Source organism: Clostridium sp. 10cd* (assembly GCF_044336395.1).
GTDB lineage: Bacteria > Bacillota_I > Bacilli_A > Erysipelotrichales > Erysipelotrichaceae > Clostridium_AQ > Clostridium_AQ innocuum.
In genome coordinates this window covers 4,338,715-4,365,203 of record NZ_CP172347.1, presented here as the reverse complement: position 1 = coordinate 4,365,203, position 26,489 = coordinate 4,338,715, and the positions used below count along the sequence as shown (strand labels likewise).

The following is a 26,489-nucleotide window of genomic DNA, read 5'->3' as shown; positions in this document are numbered from 1 at the left end:
CGGATAAACAGGGGCAGTTCAAATGATTATCGGTTTTCTTTATGTATTTTGAAAAATGGAAATGTTCACCTTTGTGAAGCCGCCTGCAAAGGAAAGGCAAAAGGTTTTCTTAACAATTTAAAAAAAGAGTTTCGTTTTAAAAAAGCAGTGCTATAATTAAACCATGCCGTTAAGGAAGGAGAGTATCATGGATCAAAAAGAAAATAAGGAAGAACAGTTCCAGGCAGTCATCGATGGAACGGAAAACATAAAGCCAAAAAAGAAAAAGGAAGAAAAGAAAGGTTTAAAATATGAGCTGCTGGACTTGGTGAAAACCTTCGTCATCTGCTTTGGATGCATCTTTCTGTTAACCAATTTTGTTGTCAAGCCGGTGCGTGTGGATGGCAGAAGCATGGACCCTACGCTGGAGGATGGAGAAATCGGCCTCATGAATGTGTTCAGTGCAAAGTTTCAGGATATTGAACGCTTTGATGTAGTCGTAGTATACAATGAAGAAAAGAAGGAAAACTGGGTAAAGCGTGTCATCGGTCTGCCGGGTGATACGATTTATGCAAAGGATGATGTGGTCTATGTGAATGGCATGCCGATAGAGGAGCCTTATCTTGACAATGCTTATGCAAATCAGATTCGCAGGCATGGCAATAATTTTACAGAGGACTTTCCAAAGCGGACACTGAAGGATAATGAATATTTCCTGATGGGGGATAATCGTATCGTTTCTTATGATTCCCGTCGTGTCGGGCCATTCAAGCGGGAGGATATACGGGGAAAGGATGTCTATGTCCTGTTTCCGTTTAATAAAATAAAAATGGTACGCAATGGAGGGGCAGAATGAAAACTTCCGTATTTTGAACAGAGCTGCCATACAGCACAGAGTCTGTCTGGGCGGTTATGACAGATACAACGCAGTATGCATGGAGAAGTGACTTAAAATGTATAGAAACCGATAGTGATATGGTTTTTCGTGAAATCTATCCGAATGGTAATGAAACAGTATTTACAATAACAGAAAAAAAGCCGTTTACGCGATATGCTTTCCATATGGAAAACAAACGCTTAGTGGTGAATGGACTGGTACTCTGGAGGAGCTTGCGCATGGAGGATGCCGTTTGATCCTGGAGGAGCGTATTGAGATACATAATCCGCTTATGCGCCTGGTGGCAGGCATGGCTTGGAATCTAAACAAGCTGCAGCAGACCTATGTGCAAGATCTAAAGAAAGAACTTGTCAGGCGTAATAATTGTAAGGAAGCATCTGCTTCGTTATAATGGTATCAGAAAATTATGAGGAGGAGCTTATATATGGAATATCAGATTATGGTTGATGGAATTGAAATTCAGTCAAATGAACAGGTGAATGAAAAGGAAGCCCGCGCGTATATCAGCTATATACGCAAGAATAATCCAAAGAAGGAGATATCATCCGTTGAGCTGAGCTTTGATGGTGAGGAAGTAGGATTGGGCTATCACCTGCAGCCGGAGGGCTTTGAAAAAATAAGACGCATTACCGGTTACCTGGTGGGGACAGTCGATCGCTTTAATAATGGAAAGCGCGCAGAGGAGCATGATCGCGTTAAGCACGCATAGGCAGCAGAGCGCTGCTTTTTTTCTGTATGATATATTACATATAATAGAAATATCACGTAGTGGAAAAGTATAGTCTTAAAATATGTAAAATTAAGTTAATTTTAAGATTTAAAATGACAGTTTATGTGATTAGGTGTTATAATTATGCCGTAAGATTGCATATATTCATCTAGCCAATGAAATAAGGATATGTGACTTACGTAGCGAAATTTCTCTCTCCTCCTTTGAGAAGCAGAAATTCGATTCGGAGTGTTCGTAGGAGAACTATGAGCACTCTTTCATTAAAATAAGGAAAAACGACAAAACGGTGCGCATAGATTATATACAATGATACAAGTACGTTGGAGGTTTAAATATGGATGATAAAAGAAGAACAGCCGGAAATGATGAAGATATTGATTTATCCGGTATGATCAATGAATACAGTCAGGATAATGAATTGAGAAAGAAGATTGAGGAGCTGAAAAAACAGAAGGAAGAGGAGAAAAGGATCTATGCTTCCAAGCAGGAGTCCTCAGCAGCAGGCAGCAGCATCTTTGACAGTATCAGCGAAACTGGTACCTTTAAACGGCCGGAAGCGGTAAAGCAGGGTGGGATTCCGGATATCCGTGTGGATGACACACAGCTTGATCAGACGAGGGTAGGCTTTGATGACGATCCTGCCTATGATAAAACACTGGTTATCATGAATAACAGAAACAAGGCATCTTCCGCAGATCAGACACAGATTTTCGGTGAAGACCGTACTGCTGTGTTCCACACAATGGACGCACAGGAATATGATGACAGTGATGTGGAGGAAGAGGATGCAGAGGAAGAAATTTATGAAGAGGATGACGATGAGGAAGAAGATGAAGACGATCCTGGGAAAAGTGCGAAAATGAATAAAATCATCACCTACGTAATTATCGGTATCGTGGGAATCTGTATCATTGCCGGCGCATTTTTCGGTGTGAAATATGCCTTGTCAAATTTCCTTGGCGGAAGTGATGATAAGGAAAAGACAACGGATAAAAGCGGTACTGGTTCAAAGGATAAGGAACAGAACGAAGGCAATAAGCAAACGAATACCAATCCGGGTGATGACGAGGATGAAGAGAAAAAGAATGAAATCAAGACCAATCAGGCAGAAGCGGCTCAGCTGCAGAAACAGCTGGATCAGTATGAATCTCAGCTGAAGGATGTGGAAAAAGATCTGGCGGCTGCAAAAAAAGATAAGGAAGCTGCGCAGAGTGAACTGGATTCGTATAAGGAATTATTTAACAATGCAGTATTGTTGAAAAAGCAAGCAGAGGAATTATATACTTTATTAACACCAGTTAATGAACAAAATACTTATAGGAATAGTGATAATCCAGAAGAAAAAGCCAAATTCGACGTTGCAATTTATGAGACAGCATTAAAAGCATATAATGACGCATGTGCTAAGTACAGTGTTAGCAGTTATAATGAGCTGTATACCAAGAGTCAGCAGGCAAACAATGATTACAATACCAAGGCGCAGGCAGCTGAACAGAAAAAAAGTGCTGCCGAAAGCAGTATCAGCTCACTGGAAAGCAGAAAAACTGATCTTGAATCTAAAATAGCAGATACGACTACGAAACTAAATGCATATAACTAACCGGCGGGATAAGCCGGTTTTTGTTACTGCTCATTACAACTCTGCAATTGCATAAGGGAATTCTGACTATGGTATATAACAGCCATGACCTCTGTTATTGTGCGTATGCTCCTTCAGGATCTGGCTGAGAAATTGTATCGTTTTCTCTACCAGTTTTGTAAGGTAGTCATTATTAAATTGTCATTTTTTTGCCGCAATGCTATAATAGGTTTACTTTGTTTAGGAATGGAGGGAAACAGATGGAGAGAATTTCCGCTTTTCTGCACCGTAAACTTGATAACTTCACACTGGATGAATATATTATTATGTTCGTTGTGTGTTCCATATTCCTGCCGTTTGAATTCCCATTGCTGGCGATTGCCGGTGTACTTCTTTACCTGTGTGCAACAGGAAGGATGAAGGGAATCATTCGGGCAGTGCCAAAATCAGGATTTATGATAGTATTCTGCTTACTGACCTCTGCAATCGCATTTATCAGCGGTAATCTGCTGGGCGGTGTCTGCGGTATCGGAATCCTGCTGCTGATGCTGTTTATATTTTATTTCCGCACTGTTATCAATAAGCGCTTATTCGAGTTGCTGATGGACGCCTGCTGTATCATTTCCCTTTTCTGTTTTGGCTGGGCGATGATGGAATATTGCAGAATCATCGACCGTTTAAATTACAGCTTTCTTCAGCTGAAGGTGGAAAACAGTCCGAAGGACCGTATCAATTCAACCTTTTTCAATGCAAATTATTATGCGATGATGATTGAATTTATTGTATTGATCTGTGTTTATAAAATGATGCAGGTGAAGACTCTGCGCCGTATTGTATTTTACGTTGTTACCATCGTATGCAATCTGTTCGCACTATATCTGAGCGGCTCCAGAACAGCATGGATTCCCTTCGTGGTGACCATTCCGTTTATGTTTTTGATCAATAAGCGGTTTATCTATTTCACCACATCCATGGCGGGAATTGGCGGTGCCGGTATGCTGTTGCTGCTGGAACCAAAGCTGATGCAGCGGGCAACGATTTTTCAGGATTTCGCAAAACGCAGTAATATATGGGAAACGGCAGTCAAGGGTATCCAGGCGCATCCGCTGCTTGGAAAGGGTCCGCTGACCTACTTCCATATATATAAGCAGTATCACGGACATCCAACCCAGCATGCGCACAGCATCTATCTGGATCCGATTTTAAGCCATGGTATTATCGGTGTCATTCTGGCAGGTATCTACTTTGCAGGTAATCTGAAAGAAGTATATTTATTGTTAAAGCGTAGAATTGACTTACGACTGTTTTCTTTAATATCTGCATTCATACTTACCATACTGATTCACGGTATTCTGGATTACACGGTTTACTGGGTACAAACCGGTCTGCTGTTTTTGATAGTTTTATCTGCATCCAGTATGTACTTTCACAAGGAACAGCCATACGATATACAGGAGGAACATTGATTCCTCTTTTTTATATCCATTATATATTTGGGCACGCTTTTCATTTTATTATTAAACGAATTTTCCATCTTATCTTATATGGCTATTCTGAATTTCCGGCATTAAGTTTGAAACCCATTATTTTTAAATACCTGTATGACATCTCTAATGTTTATACATACTTATTTTATAAATTATAAGATACAGCAAATGATGGAATGGACACAATCTTTATTCGTATAACGGATATATCCGGTTGCGATTAGAGCCGAGCGATACAATAAGCTGCTTATCTGTCATTTCTTTCAGTATCTGCCGTGCCCGAGCCTCATTTATATGGAATGTATTGGCAATTTATCACTGATTATCGACATTTATCGTCGATTTCTATATATATCGCAGATTATCGCTATGTATCGCTAATAATAGATAGTTTATCGCTGATTTTATGATGCTTATCGTTAATTGATTTAATACAATACTAACAATTTCACCAGTACCTAACGATTAACAGTAGGCATAAAGACACTATGTATTTTAAAACGACACTATCAATACTCTGCTTAACACTATTCTACATTTTTCCATATCTATCCATCTCGTTTTCATTTACAACCATGCAGGATTGCGTTATTTTTAATATAGAGAAGTAGGTGTTGGATATGAAAATGATAATACGTGCGGATGATTTCGGATTTAGTGAAGCTGTAAACTACGGTATTTTGAAGGCATTCCGGGGAGGTCTTGTGAAAAACATTGGGCTGATGAGCAATATGCCTTATGCGAAACAAGCCTTCGATATGATCAGAGAAGAAAATGTCACGTTAGGACTTCATGTCAATCTGATTCTGGGAAGTCCCTGTGCCAGACCGGAACAGATTCCCTCACTTTTGAATATGGATGGGAAGTTCCTATCCTCCCGCGTCAGAAGAAGAGAAATGGAAGAGGGAATAGATAACTTCGTATATGAGGATACCGTTGTGGAAGTGAAAGCACAGGTGGAACAGTTTTTGTCCATCTGCGGCAGATTACCGGATTATATAGATGCTCATGCAGTATGCACAGGGACAACAGAAAAAGCCATCTGCGATATTGCGGATGCTTATGGAATCGATATAAAAGGACATATTGAGGATACCCGCTGGCAGGAGATACAGACAGATTACACCAACACAGAGTTTTATAAGCAGAAGCTGCCCTTTGTGGAATTTTTTAAATCCTATCTGAACTACAGTGACCGTATCAGTCTGATTGTCTTTCATCCGGGCTATCTGGATTATGATGTGATCCGTACATCATCGCTGACTGTAAACCGCTGTCTGGATACTGCCTTACTTTGTGATGCTGAAGTTAAAGAATATCTGAAACAACATACATTGTTGTCATTTAAGGAGCTGTAGATAACATGGAAGACAATTTGCGTAAGCTTGTGAAAGAGAATACGATACATGAAAAGTATAAGCTGAACAATGCTTCTCAGCTGGGGACACAGCTGGGACTCAGCAGAAACTGGATATCACAGTATCTGAATGAATACTATAATGATGGAACATTTATCAAAATAAATACCCGTCCGGTTGTGTTTCTTGACCGGGAGGCACTTGAAGAAAAATATTCCATACGGGTGGATAAGAACCTGCTGACCTCTTTTGATGAGCTAAGAACAATCATTCAGGGACAGAATACAGCCGATTTTGAAAAACTGATCGGTCAGAAGGGCTCTCTGCGTGATGTTGTGGACAAATGCAAAGCCAGTATATCCTATCCGCCGCACGGACTTCCGACACTGCTGTATGGACCGACCGGAACAGGAAAAAGCAGCATTGCGGCAATGATGTACGAATATGGTATCAATCATAAAATCCTCAAGGACAACGCTGCCTTTCTTCATGTGAACTGCAGCGAATATGCAAACAATCCGGAGCTGATAACCGCAAACCTGTTTGGTTATAAGAAGGGAGCCTTTACCGGTGCGGAAAGTGATAATGTAGGGATGATCAAGGCTGCGGAGGGTGGTGTTCTGTTTCTGGATGAGGTACACTGTCTGCGTCCGGAATGTCAGGAAAAGCTGTTCCTGTTTATGGATAACGGCAATTACCGCATGCTGGGAGACAACGAGCATCAGTATCACAGTACGGTGCTTCTGGTATTTGCGACAACCGAGGATCCGGAAACGGTGCTGTTAAAAACGCTGCTGCGAAGGATTCCCGTACGTATAGAAATACCGTCGCTGGAGGACCGCGGCATCAAAGAAAAGACCTCAATCCTTGTCGAGGCACTGGATATCGAAGCGAAGAAAATGCGCAGGAATATCACTATCAGCAATACTGCCTTCAATGCACTATTGAATGCCAGATATACAGGGAATGTCGGTGAGCTGTTTAATGTTGTACAGGCAACGTGTATGAATTCACTGTTTCACAACAAAAAAGAAGGAGTGCTGGAGATTCATACGCTGAACCTGCCGGGTAAGATTATTTCCAATCATCACATTGATCGAAACAGCATTTTATTCGACAGGCATCAGATGCTTTCACTGGATCAGCTGAAGCAGCATGCATCCGACAGTCTGCCGCAGACCACATTGTTTGCGACACTGCTCGGACACCTCAGGGATCTACAGAATAACCGTATTCTGATGCCGAAGTTTATCGAGAAATGCACCGTGGATGTGGAGCATTATTTTAATTCGGTTCTTTTTGATAATCAGAATATCAAAGACCCGACGAATACGTATATTATGAAGTCACTGAAGGCTATTGTGGAAATGATTTCGGAAAAATACGGGTATTCCTTTCAGACGAACGAGATATATTCCATGTCCCTTATGATCCGTGACTGTATGCAGTCCTATAGAGAGATGGAGGAATATTTTGATACCTTTTCTGAGGAATGTGATAATTTTACCGGTATCATAGAAAAGAAATTCATGCGGGAATATGCCATTGTCTCGGAAATCAGCGAGGTGCTGAAGCTGCATCTTGACATTGAACTGCGCCCTTTTATTGCGGCGATTTTCACCTTAATCATGCATATGTATCACCGCAGCAAAGACATCAATAAACGTATCGGCATCATTCTGGCACATGGTTATGCGACTGCCTCCTCCATAGCGAATGCAGTAAATCAGATGCTGGATCAGTATGTGTATGATGCCATTGATATGCCGCTGGATACGACTACGGAAACCATCGTGAAAAAGCTGAATGATTTTCTGAGAAAGCGGGGAGAATATCGCGATCTCGTATTGCTGGTTGATATGGGCAGTCTAAAGGAGATACACAGGGGAGTTTCGGATATATCGCGGGCAAATGTCGCCATTGCCAGTGATGTCAGTACAAGGATGGCACTGCAGATTGGAGACGCACTCCGTAAGGATGTACCTTTGAAGAAAATTTTTGAGGCATACCGGGAAACGTGTGACATGCATGTAGAGATTTTGGAAAGCAAGGTACGGGAAAAAGCAATTTTATGTTCCTGTGCCACCGGTATCGGAACTGCGGAAAAGCTGAAAACGATACTGGAGGATTCCCTTCCGAAAAATCTTCCTGTACGTGTGCTTACCTATGATTATTCAACATTGCTGGAGAACCGCATGGAGGATGATTTCTTTGACCGCTATGAGGTCGTATGCATTGTCGGTACACTGAATCCCAACATTGACAACATAAAATTCATACCGGTGGAAGAGCTGATTATGAACAATTCGTTTGATGTTTTAACGATTCATTTCAAAGACCTGCTCAATGAGGAAGCAATGGAGCAGTTTCGAAGAAATATCCTGAAAAATTTTTCCCTGTCCAATATCATCGGAAATCTGACCATCCTGAATCCGGATAAGCTGCTCCGGCATGTCGCAGATGCGATTGACCGACTGCAGAAGGAAATGAACAGGATGTTCAGCTATAATATGTGCTTTGGTCTTTATGTGCATGTCTGCTGTCTGATTGAACGCCTGGTAACCCGTGAGGGGGCTGAGGATTATGTGAAAAGCTATGCGGAATGCAGTCGTGAAATGCAGGAGTTTATTCTTTGTATAAAAGCCGCATTTGAAAAAGTGGAAAAGTATTATAGTGTTTCCATTCCGATTGAGGAAATTGAGTATATCAGTATCTATATTCGAAACATGCAGTAGGCGCCAGGGGTAATCGTCCCGATAATTCCATCCGTTTTCATTGATTCCTACATGGGCGATTACTGATAACTCCTAGTGTTAAGTTTTAAAATATAGTGTCCTTAATTGTTGAAAAAGCCTGTAAACAAAGGCTTTTGGAAGGTTGGCATGGGAATTGCTAGAGGAATGGTGAAGCAGAACAGACGCAGAACTCATCATGCGTCGGATTCTGACATGCGAAGGAGGAAATGTAATGAGTATTGTATTGGGCAGAGTGGATTACCGCCTGCTGCATGGTATTGTGGCAACCATGTGGGCACCGCAGTCCGGCGCTCAGCGGGTGATGGTGATCGATGACCGTACGGCAAATGATCCGATCATCAAGGAAAGCATGCGACTTGGAAAGCCTGCCGGCATGGCATGCTCGATCATCACAGAGGAAACAGCCATGAAGAATTTCAAGGCAGGGAAGTATGATGATCACAAGGTATTTGTGGTATGCGAGGATCCGGGGGTGTTTCTAAGACTTCAGGAAGCCGGACAGAAGATTCCGAGAATCGTCATCGGTATTACCCGTGATCGCGATAGCGGAACGAAGGTCAGCTCCAGAGCTTCTGTGAAGGATGAGGAAAAGCCAATTTATAAGAAGCTGATGGAAAACGGATGCGAAGTGGATGTGCAGTTCACAACAACGGATAAAGCTGTAAAGCTGTCACACGCAATGGAATTGTAGGAGGAGAAAAAGGATGGAATTATCAATACTACAGATTGTCTTTATCACACTGATTGCGTATCTGAAAATGACAGATACCGTAACAACACAGCTGTTTGCATTCAATACGATTATCTGCGGCTGGCTCACCGGTCTGGTTGTGGGAGATCCGACAACAGGGTTGAGCATCGGAGCTACCATGCAGCTGATGTCTATGGGGGTTGTGGCAGTAGGCGGATCCTCCATGCCGGATTATCCGATTGCGGCCATCATCGCGACAACGATTGCGGTTACAACAGGAAAAGGCATGGAGGCAGGTCTTGCCATCGGTCTTCCGGTTGCCATGCTTGGGGTAAACTTTGACGTTATTTACAAAATTTTCAACGGCTTCCTGATGAGAAAGGAAACATCTCTAATCGAAGAAGGTAAGTTCCAGTCAGCGCTGAATATGATTAAAATTTCACCGGTCTTCTACGGTCTGTGCTCCGCTGTTCCGGTTCTGGTTTGTATTGTCGCAGGACCTACAGTTGTCAATGCGATACTGGATTTCATGCCTGCCTGGTTTACCACCGGCTTAACGATCGCCGGCGGTGTTCTTCCCGGTGTCGGTATGGCGATGCTGTTAATGTATATGCCGCTTGGAAAATACTGGTCCTTCCTGCTGGTCGGCTTTGTGCTGGCAGCTTATCTGAAGGTTCCGGTGCTTGGTATTGCGGCAATCGGACTTGCAGGGGCATATGAAATTTACAAGAATCAGATGAAGGCGGGAACTGCAGCTGCAGGTGCTGTCGCAGGAGGATTGGAAGATGAGTAAGGAAAAGGTTTTAACAAAAAAGGATTTGCGTAAGGCAGCATGGAGATGGCTGATTGGTATTTCCACATTCAACTATGAAACACAGCTGGCACCTTCCACATTGTTTTCCGTATATCCGTGCTTACGGAAGATGTATCCGGATGATGAGGATTTGAAGAAATCCTGTCTGAATTATATGCGTTACTACAACACCATGCCGTGGATTTCACCGTTTGTGATCGGTGCAGCTCTGGGTATTGAGGATGAAGGCGGTATTTCCTCACTGGATGCAGTCAACGACTTCAAGGTTGGTCTGATGGGACCGCTGGCCGGTATCGGCGATACCATTGGCTGGGCAATGATACCTACAATTTTCGGATCCATTGCGGCAAGCATGGGAATGGAGGGAAATCCACTGGGAATCTTCCTATGGGCGGCATTTACCTTTGTGTTCCTGGTAGTCCGTATTCTTCAGTATGAGTGGGGATACGGTATGGGTGTCAATGTTATCACCAAGTTCGGTAAACAGATAACGGTCTTTACCGAAGCCTGTTCCGTTCTCGGTCTGACCGTGGTCGGCTCTCTGGTTGCGACCGTCGTAAAGCTCAGCACCGGTTTGCAGTTTAAAAACGGAGATGTCGTCATGAAGGTTCAGGAGCTGATTGACGGTGTTATGCCGGCACTTTTACCGGTAGCTGCTGTAGGAATTATATATTACTTCATGAAGGTGAAGAAGGTGAAAATGACCTGGATGATTCTGTTCATCATCGTGGCATCCATGATCGGAGCTGCCACCGGCATCTTCACAGCCTAGAAAGAAGGGACTGATATTGAAGGCTGCGACCTGTGTCGCTGATATCACACCCAAATGTGCCGTTCATTTATGCGGTTATGTCGGAGAAGCCAGGAAATATACTGCAAAGGGGATTCATGATCATCCCCTTGCGGTTTCTCTGTTGCTGGAAATTGACGGTGTCCGACTACTCTTTATCAGTATTGATGTCATCACATTGGGTGGAGAAAAAGCGGCAGTTATAAAAGATAAGATACAAAAAATACTCACAATTGAAAATGATCATATCATTATCAGTGCAATTCATACCCATTCCGGCGCAAACGGACTGGATGATATGACGGTGTTCGGCACACCGGATAATCCGGAATACTTTGCATATGTCTGTGAGCAAATTACTGATAGTATCCAGCATCTGGAACAGCAGCTGTGTGAGGTGCAGGCATACATTACAACAGGAAAGGTACACGGATACTACAGTAAACGGACGGATAAACATCTGCCCTTTGAAGACCATGCGGCCATCATTACATTTATACATGGAGATACGGTTGTCGCTGCCATGTGCAATTTCAACTGCCATGCAACCGTTCTGGGTGTGGAGAATATGCTTGTGAGTTCAGATCTTGTGGGAAAGGTGCGCTCCCTGATGAAAGAGGATCTGGGCGTTACCCCTTATACCTTTACCGGCGCCAGCGGAGACATCAGTAACCGTCAGTACCGGCAGGGAAATGACTTTGCGGAGCTGGACCGTGTAGGAAGCGGTATTGCAGAAATTCTGCGCAATATGGGGCCATATGAAAAGCTGGGGCTGCATCATGTGCAGACAGTAAGCTATGATCACACTGTCTCCTATGATAACACATGGTATTTTAAAGAGTATCAAAAGGGTATACGGGATGCAGAAGAGGTATTATCGCGTAAGAATATTTCACTGGATGAATGGAAGCTTGCCACCTCGGAAAAAACACTGCTGGAAAAGAAGCTGCAATGTGAGAAAGTGGAATTTCATGTGCGTGGAGTTGTTCTCCATCTTGGTGATCTTACGATCGTCACCTTTCCCGGAGAGCTGGCGTCCACCTTTGGCTTTCAGCTGAGAAGAAAATGTAAAACAAAGCATTTTCTGTTGATTGGCTATGCGAATGATTATCAGGGATACTTTATGGAAGCACAGGAATATGGAAAAACATACGAAACAAAAGCAAGCAATACACCGGTTGGGGAAAGTGAACGGATTGCTGGCGAGATAGGAGATTTATTATGAGAAGGTTTATTTTTGCATCACATCATTATCTGGCATACGGACTAAAGGATACCGTGGATTTTCTTACGAATAAGGCAAAGACGATCTACGATATCAATGCATATGCAGAGGATAAGGAACAGAATCTGGAAAGCAGGGTAAAGGAGCTGTTTGATACATTTGATCCTCAGGATGAGGTCATTGTGTTAACGGATTTGCTGGGGGGAAGTGTGTATCAGAAATTTTATCCCTATATCAGTGAACGGGTGCATGTTTTATGCGGGATGAATCTGCCCATGGCGATGAGCATGGTTCTGGCGCAGGAGGATGTGCCGTTTAGTGAAAAGCGTATAAGCGAGATACTTGAGGAATGCAAAAACCAGATCGTTTATGTAAATGCCTTACGTTGTGCTTCCACTATGGATGGTGATGATGAATAGCATCCGGCGGCTCTGAGGTTCTGCTTCAGAGTCTTTATTTCCGTTATGGCGTTTGTTCAAAAGGGCGGTAAACGGTGAAAGGCTTCAGAAAGGAGGTTTGTTATGAAGGTAATGGATGTTATACAACTGCTGGAGAAGGAAGGAACATGGATAAGGTCTGATTTTAAAACACGGGACCACCTGCTGCATGGAAGCGAAGATGCACAGATTCATACCGTTGGCGTGTGCTGGGTGGCGACCACGCAGGCGATTCAGGAAGCCGCAAGGCATAAGGCGGATATGATCATTACGCATGAAAACCCGTTTTATCAATGCTCAACGCAAATGCATACGGCTGCATATGAAGCGGCAAAAAGCAAGCGCAGGCTGCTGGATCAGTACGGGATCAGTGTATACCGCTGTCATGATGTATGGGACTGTATCCGTACCTACGGTGTTGCGGATCAGTGGGCGGCCCTGCTTGGCTTCCCGTTTGAACAGCGTCCACAGGCTTCCTATTATCAGGCTGCGGATATTTCTGAAATGCGTCTGGAGGATCTGGCAAGGCATACCTGCCGTGTATTGCATGGTGATCATGAGGATGGTGTATATGTATTCGGGAATACGGATATGCATATAAGGCGTATTGCCATCGGAACAGGTGCTGCCACCGATTTGTATGAATTGCTGCCGCTTCACCCGGATGCGGTCATTGTCAGCGATGATGGGATTACAAGCTATGATGCGGCGCAGTATGCACTGGATCATGGTATTGGAATGGTAGTTGTTAACCATGCGGCAGTGGAGCGCGCCGGACTGAAAGCCATGGTGCCCTGGCTGCAGGAGCGCATGAAGGATGCGGAAGCTGTCTGGTTACATGACGGTTTTCATATTCATTATTATATGAATAAGGTTGGGTGTTGACCAGATGGAAGCGAACAGGATCACGATACCGAATTTTCGCAGAGTAGCGGGAAAAACAGCGGATGGCAGAAACATCAGGAATCACATGCTGTATCGAAGCGGTGCTCCAATACCGATCACGGTGCAGGATATAAACGGAATGAGAGAATGCGGTATTCGTCATATCGTTGACCTGCGAAGTGATGAGGAGTGCTGTGCCCATGCCTATCAGCTTAGCGATGCGTTTGTATCACATCATATGTCTGCGTTAAAGACAAGGGACGGACTGGAGAATTTTTATTTTTTTATGCTGATTGATAAAAACTCAACTGTCGAGGATATAAAAAGGGCAGCTTCCTTTATACATGAAGGATATCGGATTCTGCCGTTTCACAATCCTGCATTGGCACTTCTGCTAAATCTGATGGAAGCGGATGATGGAGCTGTTTTGCTTCATTGCAGCTCCGGCAAGGACCGTACCGGTGTACTCGCGGCACTTCTTCAGAAAATGCTTGGTGTAAAAGAGGATGTGATTATGCAGGAATATCTGTTGAGTAATGCGTATATTCTACCGGATACTCTGCGTCATGCGAAAGAGCTTGGATTTCAGGGAGATACCAGAGATATGCTGGTGCATTGCTGCAGTGTACATGAATCGCTGTTGCGCTCCTCCTTTGATGAGGTGGAAAAGCGGTATCCGGGCTGGGAGGAATTTTTTGAAGCTGAATACGGTATGAGTGAGAAAAGAATCAGGAATTTAAAAAAGCGTTATCTGGAACCATAAACATAGAAAAGGAGTGATTTTATGCTGATACAAACGGTAATTGATCATATAAAAGAGTATCATAAAGGAGTATTTGAAGGGAAGCAGATTGATGAGCAGACAACAAGGGATAAGGTTCTGTATGGAAACCCTCATCAGGAATGTACAGGCATCATCACCACCTGCTGGGCAAGTGTGGATGTCATAAGAGAAGCGGCAAAGCGCGGCGCAAATCTAATCATTGCACATGAAGCCTTGTTTTGGAATCACGGAGATCATACAGACTGGCTGCAGGAAGAGAACAACCAGTCCTTTCTCGCAAAGAAGAAGCTGCTCGATGAGGCGGGAATCGTTGTCTGGAGAGATCATGACTATATTCATTCCGGCATACCGATGGAAGATGGCAGCTATACTGATGGTATTTTTTATGGTGTGGCGGATAAACTGGGCTGGACGCAATATATTACAAAGGATATTCATCATCCATTGCATTTCACAATACCAAAAACAACAGTCAAAGAGCTTGCGGATTTTCTGATTCAGAAACTGCAGCTAAACGGTGTAAAAATCATAGGAAACAAGAACAGCACAGTAGAAAAAATAAGGATTCCCTTTCATATACTGGGAGATGCCAGAGATTCCATTCAGGAAGCTGATCAGGAAAATATCAACTGTTATCTCACCATGGAAGTAGTGGATTTTACACTGGCGGAATACATTCGGGACAGCAGTATGCTGGGCATGGATAAAGCGATTATCGGTATGGGACACTTTAATCTGGAGGAACCGGGTATGGAATATATGATAACGTATCTGCCAACCGCTGTCAAAGCAGATATCCCGTGTGCATACATCCAGTCCGGGGATATGTATGATTACAGAACACGATAGCACAGAAAGCACATACAGAAGCTGCATAAATAAAAAACGAATAAGGTAGGGACGCCGGTTTTTTCCCGATTATGGGTAAACATAAAACAGGGAGACTTCAACACGATTGTATTATCAATAGAAGTTGAAGTCTCCCTTTTGCAAACATCCTAAAGTAAGAAAGAACCAGGCAACGGCACCTATCCGTTTTTGTATGTAAATATTTGAACACTGCGTGGTCTATTCCCTGGCACATGCGATTGCTGTCACGATTAGGATGAAGCTTTCTTGTGTGTAATTGCGCCATCCACCACCATGGGAGTAATAACAGAACATACTATCTTTTTTCCAATCCTGTTCCCTTCCATCTGAGAAAAGGTCTTTTCTGATAAACCACAAAACGAAAGGAAACAGCCCTTCTATTCCTCACTGCTTATCTTCATGCCAAAGCGCTTCCGGTATTCCAGAGGGGGATAGCCGACTCTTTTTAGAAACAGCTTTGCAAAATGAGTCGTATTGTCATATCCCACCTGAGAGGAAATGGAAATCAGGGAATCACTCGTATTGATCAGCATCCATTTCGCTTCACTGATTCGTCGGTCAATCACATAATTGATTGGTGAGATTCCATAGGTTTCCTTGAATTTATGGGAAATATAATCACTGCTGATGTGAAAATGCTCTGTCAGTTCCTTTAACGTGATATCGGAAGCATAGTTTTCATTTATATAGAATAGGATATCCTGGGCAAAGGTTGACTTCTTTTTCTTCCTGTCCGTAACTGCATTTTGAAAGATATGAAAGTAAATATGTGCCAGAGCATTTGCCAAGGCGTTACAAATTGCCGCAGAGGACTGTGTTTTCTGTTGTGAAAACATTTCCAGTGTTTCAAAGATATCCGCAATGATTTTTTTATGTTCTCCGGTATGTGCATACGGCTTTTTATCCAGTGATAAGAAACAGTCCGCAGCTTTTGCATTTGCCATTGTAAAATCGGTAATGGCGCACGTCCAGCAGGAAATCGGATCCTCATAATCGGATGTAATGGAATGGATACAGCCCTTATTCACAATCAGCAGATCGCCTTCAGAAACATGAAAAATCTCGTTGTTAATCTGGTAGCTTGCTTTTCCCTGTGAAAAATATATCAGCTCGGTTTCCTGTTTATGTACATGGTAGGGATAGGACCAGTGTGCATCATTGAAGCTATGGGACAATCTGGATATGATCGGCTCCTTCGTAAAGACTGGGGTGGATTGTTTTTTTTCGTTCAAAATATCAGATAAGAACATAGGACACCTCCAAATTTAGCAATATAATTTTTTGAAAAAGCAGGATAGTTACCTGTATTACCCTTTTATTATAGAAAAACGAATGAAAACAAGCAAGATAATTTTTGATTTCAACGGAATAGACAGTTTCTTTTTTTTCCTACAATTCCTATAATTTCTATATAAAGGAAAGGATAAGGATATGTCAAAAATCAAGAGGAATGGAACAAAGCCGCAAGTATTGTCTGCCAGAGAAGCAGTGGAGTATATTGCGGATCAGGATACGGTGGCAGTTTCCGGTGCAGGCGGTGGAATCGTTGATCCCTATGCACTGATCAATGCCCTGCATGAGCGGTATGTGGAAACTGGCTGTCCGAAAAATTTAACGCTGTGGCATTCTACCGGATTGGGGGATCGAAATGACCGCGGCATGTCACCACTCGCCCTGGAAGGTCTGGTGAAGCGTGTGATCGGAGGACATTGGGGACAGTCACCAAGACTTGCGGAAATGGCAAGTGAGAACAAGATTGAAGCGTATAATTTTCCACAGGGCATCATGGCACAGCTGGCAAGAACCGCTGCGGCAGGACAGCCGGGAATTCTCAGCCATGTGGGTCTTGGGACATTTATCGATCCCCGAGTAAGTGGCGGTAAGCTGAATGAAGTATCGCAGGAAGACCTGATCAGGGTCATGAACGTAGATGGAAAGGAATGGCTGTATTATCCGGTTGTTCCGTTGGATGTTTGCCTGATACGTGCAACGACTGCGGATACAGAAGGCTATGCATCCATGGAGGAGGAAATCACCTATATCGATGTTCTCCAGCTTGCACAGGCGGTTCACAATAACGGAGGAACGGTTATCCTGCAGGTAAAACGGCTGGTAAAAGCAGGTACCCTGCATCCGAAAAGCGTAAAAATTCCAGGCTTCCTGGTGGATGCAATCGTTGTGGAGGAGAAGCAGGAACAGTTATATAACGGTTCTGACAGGTTCTTTTCGGGAGATTATATCGCCGATGACAGTGCGGTGACGATGCTGCCGCTTGATCAGCGAAAGGTTGTCGCAAGAAGAGCACTGATGGAGGTTCGTCCGGGATATGTTGGAAATGTCGGTGTCGGAATTGCGGATGGAATCGGAAATGTTGCACGTGAAGAGGGTGTTCAGGATGCCTTTACGTTAACCGTGGAAACCGGGCCGGTCGGTGGTGCTACGGCACAGGGAATCTTCTTTGGCGCAACAGTCAATGCAAGAGCGGTGATGGATATGCCTGCACAGTTTGACTTCTATGACGGCGGTGGTCTGGATGTGGCATTCCTGTCCTTTGCCGAACTGGATGAGAACGGGGATGTGAATGTTCATCATTTCAATGGCAAAATTATGGGAACCGGCGGCTTTGTCAATATTGTTGCAGGAAGTAAAAAAGTGGTACTGTGCGGAACCCTGCGTGCCGGTAAGCTGTTAACAGAAATCAGAGATGGAAAAATAACAATACAGCAGGAAGGCAGGTTTGAAAAGCTGATAAAGAATGTCAGCTCCGTGACCTTCTCTGCGAAACAGGCGGAAAAGCAGAAACAGGAAGTTATCTACATTACAGAACGAGCTGTGTTCAAGCTGATGAACGGTAAGGTGGTTCTTACAGAAATCGCTCCGGGAATTGATGTACAGAAGGATGTCATCGATCAGATGGGCTTTGTACCTGAGATTGCAGAGGATCTGAAGGAAATGGATGCACGTATTTTCAGGGAAGAAAAAATGAATATCTATAACGAATTTATCAATCAGTAAATATGAATGGGCTGTGCGCAAGTCATATGAGGTCATAGTCGGGTTCTATGCCTGGTATGCATAGGATGGAGTCAGTTTTTGATTACATAACAAATTACAAAGGAGAAAAAACATGGCAGAAAAAAAAGAAATCACAAAAGTGGATATCCCTTTAAAGATAGGGGACAGTGCAGTATTTGAAAAAACGATTACGGAAACAGATGTCGTACTGTTCGGCGGCTTGACGGGCGATTACAGTCAGATGCATTTCAATGAGGAATACATGAAGAAAACAATGTACGGCACTAGAATCGCACACGGTATCTTAACATTTGCAATCGGATGTACAGCATCCACAAAAATTCAGGAACAGGTAAAATCACCGGTTCCTTCCGCATCCTACGGATACGATAAGCTGCGTTTTATCAATCCGGTATATTTCGGAGATACGCTGACCTGCAGATATACCGTTGACAGAATCGAAGAAGAAACAAATAAAACGTATTCAAAATTGGAAATCTTTAACCAAAAGGGAGAAATCGTTGTCTTTGCCATCCATATTCTGAAGTTCTTCCCTTTGGAAGAAAAGTAGACCGGGAGGCGGAATATGAAAATAGTAATGTTAGGTGCCGGTGCTTTGGGTAGTACGATTGGCGGAACTCTGGCGATGGGCGGAAACGATGTCCATTTCGTTGATATGTGGCAGGAGCATGTGGATCTGATCAACAAAGACGGTCTGCATATGACAAATGAAAAAGAAGACTGGTATGTCAGGGTGGACGCAAGAACAACTGCCGATACGATCGGTGAGGCGGATCTGGTCATTGTCCTTGTGAAATCCTTTGCGACAAAGCAGGCAGTGGAGCAGTTAAAGCAGACGAATGTTATCGGAAAGAACACCCTGGTCATGTCCTTACAAAACGGTTTGGGCAATGAAGAAACGATTGCTTCTGTCATCGGCTCTGAAAATGTCATCAGCGGTAAAACGTATGTTGGCGGCAGACTGATTCAGGCGGGCTATATCTCCGCAGGCGTACAGGGGAAATGGACCTATATCGGAGAATTGAACGGAGAAATCACGGACCGCATTCAAACGGTATGCAACGTATTCAATGATGCAGGGCTGCTGTGTGAGGTAAGTGATAATATCAAGGGTCTGATCTGGGATAAATTGCTGATCAATGTTGCGGCAGGAGCATTGTGTGGAATTACGCGTTTACCTTACGGTCCGCTGTATGAAGAGGATTATATTAAGGATGTAGCGGTAGCCGCAATTCAGGAAGGAATTCAGGTCGCAAAGGCAGCCGGTGTCGTATTGAAGAGTGAAGATCCGCAATACCCATGGGTTGCCGCAAGTGAGGGACTGCCGGGAACGTTTAAAACCTCTATTCTGCAGTCTCTGGAATTAAAGCGTCCCACAGAAATTGATTTCATCAACGGCTCCATTGTGGAATGGGGGAAAAAATACGGTATTGCAACACCGGTGAACCAGACGCTGGTAGCCTGCGTAAAAGGAATCGAAAAGTATATTTTAAAGTATGAACCGTCATTGAAAAAGGGGTAGTGCTATGGCAACATATGTAGAGCATACAGCATGTAAGGTGAAGGATCTGGACTGGTGTGTGAAATTCTTTACTGAGGTATTTGATATGCCGATCAGACTTTCTCTGGGTGAGAAACCGAATCGTAAAATCTGGCTGCATGCCGGGATTCAATTGAATGAGGATATCACCTTTGACGAAAAGGAAGGCAGACTGGATCACATAGCTCTTATGACAACAGATTACGAGAATGTTTTTGAGAAGTGTCTTGCATGGGGCTGCACAGTTCTTCCGGCAGGGGATAACTGGCTGAAAATGCCGAATGGCATTGTTATCGAGTTAAAAAGAGGAAACAACGAGGTACTTCATACGATCATAAGTCAGAAGCCGTGGGTAGATTAGGAGAGAGAATATGCGAAAATTAGTAATTGTAAACGGACCAAATAATAATTTCTATGGAATACGAAACAAAGGGCAGTACGGAAATCAGTTATACGCTGATTTGATCGAAGAGCTGAAGGAATATGGTGCATCCATCGGATTTGAGGTTGAGGCATTTCAGAGCAATGGGGAAGGGGCACTTATCGATTACTTCCAGAGCTTATATTTTGAAGCGGAGAAAAGTGGATGCAAGATTCCGCTGGTACTAAACCCGGGAGCATTCACGCATTACAGCTATGCAATTAAGGATGCATTGGAGTCCGTACATACGCTGATACCGGCAATTGAAGTTCACATGTCCAATATCCATGGACGGGATGATTTCCGTCATATCTCTGTGACGGCATCCGAATGTCTGGGTCAAATTGCAGGAATGGGTAAGCACAGCTATAAAATTGCCATGGAGGCTTTTAAACAGATGATTGAGGAGGGGCAGTTGTAAGTCACTTTCGAATTGATTACAATTGACTTTGAGATATAGGTAAAACAAAGGAGTGAAGATTTATAGATCTTTCACTCCTTTTTCTATACTGGAAATCTTTAACAGTGCATGATTATCATGAATTTAAATTTCTTATAGATACCTTCCTTTAGGATCAATTCCTGTCTGTTCTTCATGATGTCCGCAGTTATCATCAGTTACATGTTTCATAGTATGTTGAGTCCATTACACAGTTATAAATCAAAGAATCGATTCCATGATATGTATGAAGCTTTATTATATATCAGTATTTTTGACATTATAACTGACTGTCTTACGTGAACCTTTCTTCTGAATTAAATCTAAAGCTATTAGTTTATCTAAATACCGATCCAAGCTAGTTAGAGGAATCTTTGTTTTTTCAAAGATTTTCTTTCTATTTAGATTAGGAAATTCTCTTATAACATTTAAAACAATCTGTTCTTTTTCATTTAATATATGATTTGGCTTTTCTAATGCCCCACTTAATGCCCCACTTAATGCCCCACTTAATGCCCCATGCTCTTTCTTTACAATCCATAACTTAAGATTCGTAATTCTCATGTCTTGATTTTCATACAACTCAGGCACTTGAAAGCCTTCAGCTCTGGAGGGAGCTAATATTTTGTCATATCCAGATCCTGCACTTTCTCCAAATCCAATAAACCTGAAAAGTTTTTGTAATGTGATATTTCTAGGAACAGATACTCCACCTTGATAAATCTGTTCAATAGGAATTCTTAGTAACCCTGGATTAGAATAAGAAATGTAATTGTCTTTTTTAATAACCAATATTGAGCAGCTTTCTTCCTTAAAATCAGCATGTATAACTGAATTAACTAATGCTTCTCTAGCAGCTACCTGCAATTTTGTTTCATCATTTCTTTGCAATGAATCTTTCATTTGAAATGGTACAGGGAATTCAGAAATAAGTTTAGGATACACTTTTGTAATGAAATTATATAAATTTTTCTCCCATAAACCATTTTCTATTATTCGATCACTCCAACGCATATCACCAAACAAATTGGTTTCATCTCTATAATCCAGATTGACATTATGATAAATTTCGTTAAATGTTTCAGTTTTCCCAAACATCAAAACACCTGCAGATGTAACTCCCTCAATATTTCTTTTCTTATCAAAGCGGTATGCACCCATCTTTGTTAGAAAGTCTTTATCTGATAATTCTTCATAAATATGCCCTTCATTATTATTTCTAAATCGTGTCCTGTATACTGCAATTGTGTTTTTATCAATATCGCCAATATTTAACCATTCGAGAATCTCATTATCGCCAGCGTTCTGAAAAGAGTCACGTATCATTGAATTTACAGATTCCTTCGTACATCTATAATCTCCTTCAAAATTTCTTTTAAACGTACCGGCATAAGGATTACTGCCGATATAGATAGGTTTCTGATTGTACAAGGCTCTTGGTATATGCAGAATAACAAGCTCTAAGCCCTGGACTGTTAATGAATAAACGTCTGCATCCTTTAAAATGTTTCTATTTACTTTACCGGAATTTATCGTATTCCAAAAGTCAGAAATAATAGAATTTGCATTTTCTACTCCACTAATTTCATAATTTACAGCTGTGCCTGTTTTTATTTCTTTTACTCCTAAAATAATCAAGCCGCCATTGGTATTGGCAAAAGAAGAATAAGTTTCATATATACTTTTAGGTACTCCTCTTTTAGCTTCTTTAAATTCAACATTTACTTTTTCTTTATTATCTAATATATTTAATAATTCTTTCTCTGAAAGCATTTTTTCACCCACCTTTAAATGATTTTCATATTTATTATACCTTTTCTAATGTGGAAAGGAAATAAAAGAATTCTGCTTGCGTATAGCATAGGCCAAAAACTCCTATCGCATACCAGCCTATAAAAAGGAGAGAGCACTTCTCATAACTTTTTATTAAGGCTTCCGAATCAGCGTATGGCAATAGGAACAGTAGAGCATTTTTGTTTTATGATGAAATAAAATGTGGTTCTGTTTGTATACTATCAAAAGAATAAAGATATTTTATATTTGCAGCAGGAGAATAAAAACTGCTAACTGATTTAAACAAAATAAGAAATGTTCTAAGCTTTCAGAAAAAGTAAAATAACAGCACAGTTTATTGCATCCTTTTTTTCACCGGACGTATATACTTCCAGCAGCGCTCCGGCTGAAAGTAAAAGTACAGCATTCTGCCGGGGGTATCATCAAAGCAGTAGCCGGTATTTGTAAAATCAAATGCAGTCATTGCATCCTCCATCCTATGCTCAACACTTCGATTCTCCTGCTCATAATCAAATGGTCCGTGTTCAAATACAAGATACTCTGCTTCCGCAATATCAAGCAGCTGCATATCATGTGGAACATCTCCGGTATAATGAACAGGAAGACGGACACCATAACACTCTGTCCGCAGGTATCCCCAGTCACACAATCTGCCGTTTCGATCATTGCGATAGGCCATAATCTGACCGCCTCCGCTGTTGATGTCACTCCCGCCACTATCATCGAGCTTTCCTTTGATGCTGTCCAGTAGTCCGCAAACCGTATCCATATCCTGGCCGGGAATCTGATTCTGCTTCTGCCAGAAATCCCAGTAGCCGTTACTCTCCCGGTTTTCGATAAACAGGAACTTATGTGCGGGAATGGTCACGAAATAGGTCTTTACAGCTTTCGCTGAATTTATTTCTCCAAGCTCATCCAGACCTAGAAGATAGCGGTCAAACGGATTGATTTTGGTACGTAGAACAACAGGACTGGGCTGTTTCCGGTACGCACTCGGTGTCCTTCCGTATGCAGCTTTAAATGCTCTGGTAAACGCCTCATGAGAAGAAAAGCCATAATCAAGAGCAATCTTCAATATGCTTTTCTCACTGTCACGGATTTCCTTCAGGGCGAAGGCCAGCTTTCGCTGTCGGAGATATTCCCGAAGCTTCATACCGGATATCTCCTTGAACTTTCTCGTTGTATAATATTCAGAATAGCCCAGCTTTTGTGAAAGGGTTCGCAGTGTCAGTGCTTCATCCTGATAGCTTTTTATGCAGCTGTCAATTTCATCAACAATAATCTGAATCTGCTTCTGCCACTCATACATATTGCTTCACCTCATTTATATACTGCTTCTATTATAAGGGAAAGATTTAGGAAATACTTGACATGACTTGCGAATTACACAAATTTTCTGTGAAAATGCAGCTTTCTATGGACAGCCTTTCCAACGATATGCCATAGATTTCTCTACCATTCGCGAACATAAAGTTTTATGAAAATTAGATTATTTCATACCTTTCGTTTATTCTTTCACGCTTATCCCCACAGGTATAGCACATTACAATATCATCTGAAAACTGACAGGAGCTTGTCTTATATTTTATAAGGAAAAACTGCCGGAGCATTTCATCTTATGGTATAATGTAACCAGAATGAAATAGGCGAATTATACAGATGAGCAGCGTCGCTATACTTGTATGATTGTAAAATAGGAAGCATTTCCAAGACGGCTTATGTCTTTTCTTTTCTATCCTTCCCTTTACAAATGGATGGAGTATTTGAACCAGGTGCTAAAGACGGCGCGGCTTGAGTAAGCGAAGCCCTCGTATTCACAGCATTTGTATGATTGCAGTATTACAGCTTGTAATAGTAATCATCTGTGAAAAATCCGGGTTAAAAAAACAGGAGTGTGAAGCCTGCACCGGTATTGTCTGTAGGATATATGGATAAGCACTTGCTATGTAAACGCGTACTGCGACCGCCTTCTCATGGATGTCAGGCACGCTTTTATAAATGTGGAAACAGGTATAATAAACTTATGGAGGTTATATATGCAATATTTTCTAATGAATCTGGCTGTTCATGTACTATCCTTTACACTGAGCTTCTGGGCATTGAGCTGTGTACGTTTTGAAACCTTTACAAATGTGAGAAAGCCTGGTCAGGTGCGTCTGCTGCTGTTGCTGCTGTCTCTGGGTCTGGGATATCTCGTAGCGCAGTTTTTGCTTGCTATTTCCGTATACAACGGACTGTAGAGGCTTTATCTATAGATAGAAAAGGACCTACAGCTGATACATGATGAAAGGTGCTGGTTGCTATGCTGAGAGGAAACAGAAATCTGCTGCGCAGAACGGATATTAAAACAAGACTGACGCTGGCCTTTATCTTTGTACCGCTTTGTCTGATGATTGTGTTTTTTCTTATCTATTATTCCTTTAGCACAACTGTTATACGGGATAAAAATGAACAGGCGTCTGCACAGATGGTGACCATGTCCGAGGAAATCTTCCATTTGAATGCGAATGCATTAAATGAACAAATCGATAATCTTGCGGCATCCACCTACTTGCGGAATTATTTATACTATCCTGCAGATACCGCAATGCGGCGTGCCTTCTCTCATAATCTGCACGACAATGACCTGCTTGCCGGCAGAAAGGGGCTGCAGCTGTATGATGAAACAGGGAAGCTGCTCTATGAGGAGGGAACCCTCTTTCCCGTAGATTTAAAAGCATATAAAGCAGAAATTCAGGCACAGAAGCAGGGCGGCTACTGGCTATATGATAACGAAGCGCAGATGATTATGCTGACAAGGGAAATTCGGGATTTGTATGATCAGCCGCTGGGCTATGTATTTTGCAGCTTTGCGCAGGAAGCCTTCAACGCATCCCTCTCACAATCCACGCAGGCAGGAAGCCATATGCTTGTCGTTGATGCAAACGGACAGGTTCTGTTTGGAAGCAATCCGGATGATATAAAGGAAATCATTGATTTACAGGCATCCACCGTAGAGATCAATCAGCATTCCTATTATATGTCTGATAAAAAAATTGAGGGAACGCCCTGGTATGTGGTTTATCTGAATGATGAAAACTATGTGCTGGAGGAAATCCATAATTTCCGTAATATGCTGGTGGCATATGGAATCGTCTTCTTTGTCCTTCTGGCTGCCATTGCCTACTTCGTATATCACAGCATCTATGACCCGGTTCATAACATTCTGTATTCCATGCGGACACTGGATGAGAATAATCTGGCAATGAATCGTGTGGAGGATGATGGTCGTGATGAAATTCATGAACTGAGTATCAACTTCAATGACCTGCTGGATCGGGTACAGGAGCTGCTGCATACTGTGCACCAGGAGCAGGAACAGAAAAGAGAAACCCAGTTTCAGCTGCTGCAGGCACAGATCAACCCGCATTTCCTGTTCAATACCCTGAACACACTGCATTACCTTGCCATCCTGAATGAGGATAAGCCGGTCAGTGAGGGAATCACCGCCCTTGCCAGACTGCTGCGCAACACCATTGTGGACAGCAAGGAAGTTGTTACGGTGGAAGAGGAAATCGAAAATCTGAAAAATTATATCATCATTCAGAAGCTTCGCTATGGTGATGTGTTTGAAACCGTATATAATATAGATGATAACGTGCGCAGCTGTGCTATTTTGAAATTTCTGCTGCAGCCGATTGCAGAGAACAGCATTCTTCATGCCTTTGAGGAGGACAGGGAGCATCAGATTCTGACAATTCGCGCCAAGGTGGAGGGAAAATATCTGAAAATAGAGATTGGTGACAACGGCAAGGGCTTCGCTTTGGATATGCAGGAAAACCGCAATAAGAAGCTGAGCGGTATCGGCATTGGAAATATTCAGGAGCGTATTCGTCTCATGTATGGAGAAGACTATTCGATGGATATACAAAGCGTGGTAGGCACCGGTACGATTGTGACACTGCTGCTGCCGTTTAAAAAAACAGAGGGGAGGTAG

26 protein-coding genes are annotated in these 26,489 nt (G+C 42.5%); 23 read left to right on the top strand and 3 right to left on the bottom strand.

All coding sequences use genetic code 11. The features are described 5' to 3' along the window. The first annotated feature begins 187 nt into the window (after positions 1-187). From lepB to ACG3M1_RS21610, 16 genes are all read left to right on the top strand, one after another. A complete protein-coding gene (gene lepB, locus ACG3M1_RS21685; protein ID WP_008816332.1) occupies positions 188-835 on the top strand; it encodes a signal peptidase I in 648 nt (215 codons plus the stop codon). 56 nt (positions 836-891) lie between these two features. Further along, entirely contained in the window at positions 892-1,113 is a 222-nt protein-coding gene (locus tag ACG3M1_RS21680; RefSeq protein WP_008816333.1) for a hypothetical protein, read from the top strand. Then, on the top strand, positions 1,110-1,268 hold the full coding sequence (locus tag ACG3M1_RS21675) for a hypothetical protein (protein ID WP_008816334.1): 159 nt from the start codon (positions 1,110-1,112) through the stop codon (positions 1,266-1,268). Before ACG3M1_RS21680 ends, ACG3M1_RS21675 begins: the two co-directional genes overlap by 4 nt. A 33-nt stretch (positions 1,269-1,301) precedes the next feature. Further along, a complete protein-coding gene (gene nrdD / locus ACG3M1_RS21670; RefSeq protein ID WP_002606374.1) occupies positions 1,302-1,586 on the top strand; it encodes an anaerobic ribonucleoside-triphosphate reductase in 285 nt (94 codons plus the stop codon). A gap of 355 nt (positions 1,587-1,941) precedes the next feature. After that, on the top strand, positions 1,942-3,207 hold the full coding sequence (locus tag ACG3M1_RS21665) for a hypothetical protein (protein ID WP_395814588.1): 1,266 nt from the start codon (positions 1,942-1,944) through the stop codon (positions 3,205-3,207). Positions 3,208-3,446: 239 nt separating this feature from the next. Then, entirely contained in the window at positions 3,447-4,652 is a 1,206-nt protein-coding gene (locus ACG3M1_RS21660) for an O-antigen ligase family protein (protein WP_022300605.1), read from the top strand. 641 nt (positions 4,653-5,293) lie between these two features. Continuing rightward, a complete protein-coding gene (locus ACG3M1_RS21655) occupies positions 5,294-6,031 on the top strand; it encodes a ChbG/HpnK family deacetylase (RefSeq protein WP_395814585.1) in 738 nt (245 codons plus the stop codon). A 5-nt stretch (positions 6,032-6,036) separates the two neighbouring features. After that, on the top strand, positions 6,037-8,766 hold the full coding sequence (locus ACG3M1_RS21650) for a sigma 54-interacting transcriptional regulator (RefSeq protein ID WP_195301602.1): 2,730 nt from the start codon (positions 6,037-6,039) through the stop codon (positions 8,764-8,766). A gap of 232 nt (positions 8,767-8,998) precedes the next feature. Then, entirely contained in the window at positions 8,999-9,478 is a 480-nt protein-coding gene (locus ACG3M1_RS21645) for a PTS sugar transporter subunit IIB (RefSeq protein ID WP_002606365.1), read from the top strand. Between the two features lie 13 nt (positions 9,479-9,491). Further along, complete coding sequence (locus tag ACG3M1_RS21640; protein ID WP_002606364.1) at positions 9,492-10,271, top strand: PTS mannose/fructose/sorbose/N-acetylgalactosamine transporter subunit IIC; 780 nt, start codon at positions 9,492-9,494, stop codon at positions 10,269-10,271. Then, positions 10,264-11,064 carry a PTS system mannose/fructose/sorbose family transporter subunit IID gene (locus ACG3M1_RS21635; RefSeq protein ID WP_002606363.1) on the top strand — a complete coding sequence of 267 codons (801 nt, stop codon included), beginning with the start codon at positions 10,264-10,266 and terminating at the stop codon, positions 11,062-11,064. The genes ACG3M1_RS21640 and ACG3M1_RS21635 overlap by 8 nt, the downstream gene beginning before the upstream one ends. Positions 11,065-11,080: 16 nt before the next feature. Further along, on the top strand, positions 11,081-12,307 hold the full coding sequence (locus ACG3M1_RS21630; RefSeq protein ID WP_395814582.1) for a neutral/alkaline non-lysosomal ceramidase N-terminal domain-containing protein: 1,227 nt from the start codon (positions 11,081-11,083) through the stop codon (positions 12,305-12,307). Further along, the gene (locus tag ACG3M1_RS21625) at positions 12,304-12,726 is read left to right on the top strand and encodes a PTS sugar transporter subunit IIA (RefSeq protein ID WP_008816340.1); all 423 of its coding nucleotides are present in this window, start codon (positions 12,304-12,306) and stop codon (positions 12,724-12,726) included. The genes ACG3M1_RS21630 and ACG3M1_RS21625 overlap by 4 nt, the downstream gene beginning before the upstream one ends. Before the next feature lie 102 nt (positions 12,727-12,828). Next, on the top strand, positions 12,829-13,629 hold the full coding sequence (locus ACG3M1_RS21620) for a Nif3-like dinuclear metal center hexameric protein (RefSeq protein ID WP_002606360.1): 801 nt from the start codon (positions 12,829-12,831) through the stop codon (positions 13,627-13,629). A 4-nt stretch (positions 13,630-13,633) separates the two neighbouring features. Then, complete coding sequence (locus ACG3M1_RS21615; RefSeq protein ID WP_192923766.1) at positions 13,634-14,392, top strand: tyrosine-protein phosphatase; 759 nt, start codon at positions 13,634-13,636, stop codon at positions 14,390-14,392. Between the two features lie 21 nt (positions 14,393-14,413). Further along, the gene (locus tag ACG3M1_RS21610) at positions 14,414-15,262 is read left to right on the top strand and encodes a Nif3-like dinuclear metal center hexameric protein (protein ID WP_008816343.1); all 849 of its coding nucleotides are present in this window, start codon (positions 14,414-14,416) and stop codon (positions 15,260-15,262) included. 398 nt (positions 15,263-15,660) lie between these two features. Here the strand turns inward: ACG3M1_RS21610 and ACG3M1_RS21605 are convergent, their stop codons facing one another. Then, positions 15,661-16,533, bottom strand: a complete 873-nt coding sequence (locus tag ACG3M1_RS21605) for an AraC family transcriptional regulator (protein ID WP_008816344.1) — start codon at positions 16,531-16,533, stop codon at positions 15,661-15,663. 181 nt (positions 16,534-16,714) lie between these two features. Between ACG3M1_RS21605 and ACG3M1_RS21600 the strand changes: the two genes are divergently transcribed. The 5 genes from ACG3M1_RS21600 (at position 16,715) to ACG3M1_RS21580 (ending at position 20,701) form a co-directional block, all read left to right on the top strand. Further along, the gene (locus ACG3M1_RS21600) at positions 16,715-18,298 is read left to right on the top strand and encodes an acyl CoA:acetate/3-ketoacid CoA transferase (protein WP_009269943.1); all 1,584 of its coding nucleotides are present in this window, start codon (positions 16,715-16,717) and stop codon (positions 18,296-18,298) included. Positions 18,299-18,410: 112 nt separating this feature from the next. Next, the gene (locus ACG3M1_RS21595) at positions 18,411-18,869 is read left to right on the top strand and encodes a MaoC family dehydratase (protein ID WP_002606355.1); all 459 of its coding nucleotides are present in this window, start codon (positions 18,411-18,413) and stop codon (positions 18,867-18,869) included. Positions 18,870-18,884: 15 nt separating this feature from the next. Next, a complete protein-coding gene (locus ACG3M1_RS21590) occupies positions 18,885-19,841 on the top strand; it encodes a ketopantoate reductase family protein (RefSeq protein ID WP_008816346.1) in 957 nt (318 codons plus the stop codon). Positions 19,842-19,845: 4 nt separating this feature from the next. After that, complete coding sequence (locus tag ACG3M1_RS21585; protein WP_009269942.1) at positions 19,846-20,220, top strand: VOC family protein; 375 nt, start codon at positions 19,846-19,848, stop codon at positions 20,218-20,220. A gap of 10 nt (positions 20,221-20,230) precedes the next feature. Continuing rightward, a complete protein-coding gene (locus ACG3M1_RS21580) occupies positions 20,231-20,701 on the top strand; it encodes a type II 3-dehydroquinate dehydratase (protein WP_002606352.1) in 471 nt (156 codons plus the stop codon). Between the two features lie 276 nt (positions 20,702-20,977). Here the strand turns inward: ACG3M1_RS21580 and ACG3M1_RS21575 are convergent, their stop codons facing one another. Continuing rightward, positions 20,978-22,492, bottom strand: coding sequence for an RNA-binding domain-containing protein (locus ACG3M1_RS21575; protein WP_395814578.1), 1,515 nt, complete (start codon positions 22,490-22,492; stop codon positions 20,978-20,980). A gap of 355 nt (positions 22,493-22,847) precedes the next feature. Continuing rightward, on the bottom strand, positions 22,848-23,822 hold the full coding sequence (locus ACG3M1_RS21570; protein WP_002606350.1) for a helix-turn-helix transcriptional regulator: 975 nt from the start codon (positions 23,820-23,822) through the stop codon (positions 22,848-22,850). 727 nt (positions 23,823-24,549) lie between these two features. Here ACG3M1_RS21570 and ACG3M1_RS21565 point away from each other — a divergent pair. Further along, positions 24,550-24,753, top strand: a complete 204-nt coding sequence (locus tag ACG3M1_RS21565) for a DUF1146 family protein (RefSeq protein WP_002606349.1) — start codon at positions 24,550-24,552, stop codon at positions 24,751-24,753. Positions 24,754-24,815: 62 nt separating this feature from the next. Beyond that, positions 24,816-26,489, top strand: a complete 1,674-nt coding sequence (locus ACG3M1_RS21560) for a sensor histidine kinase (RefSeq protein WP_082420125.1) — start codon at positions 24,816-24,818, stop codon at positions 26,487-26,489.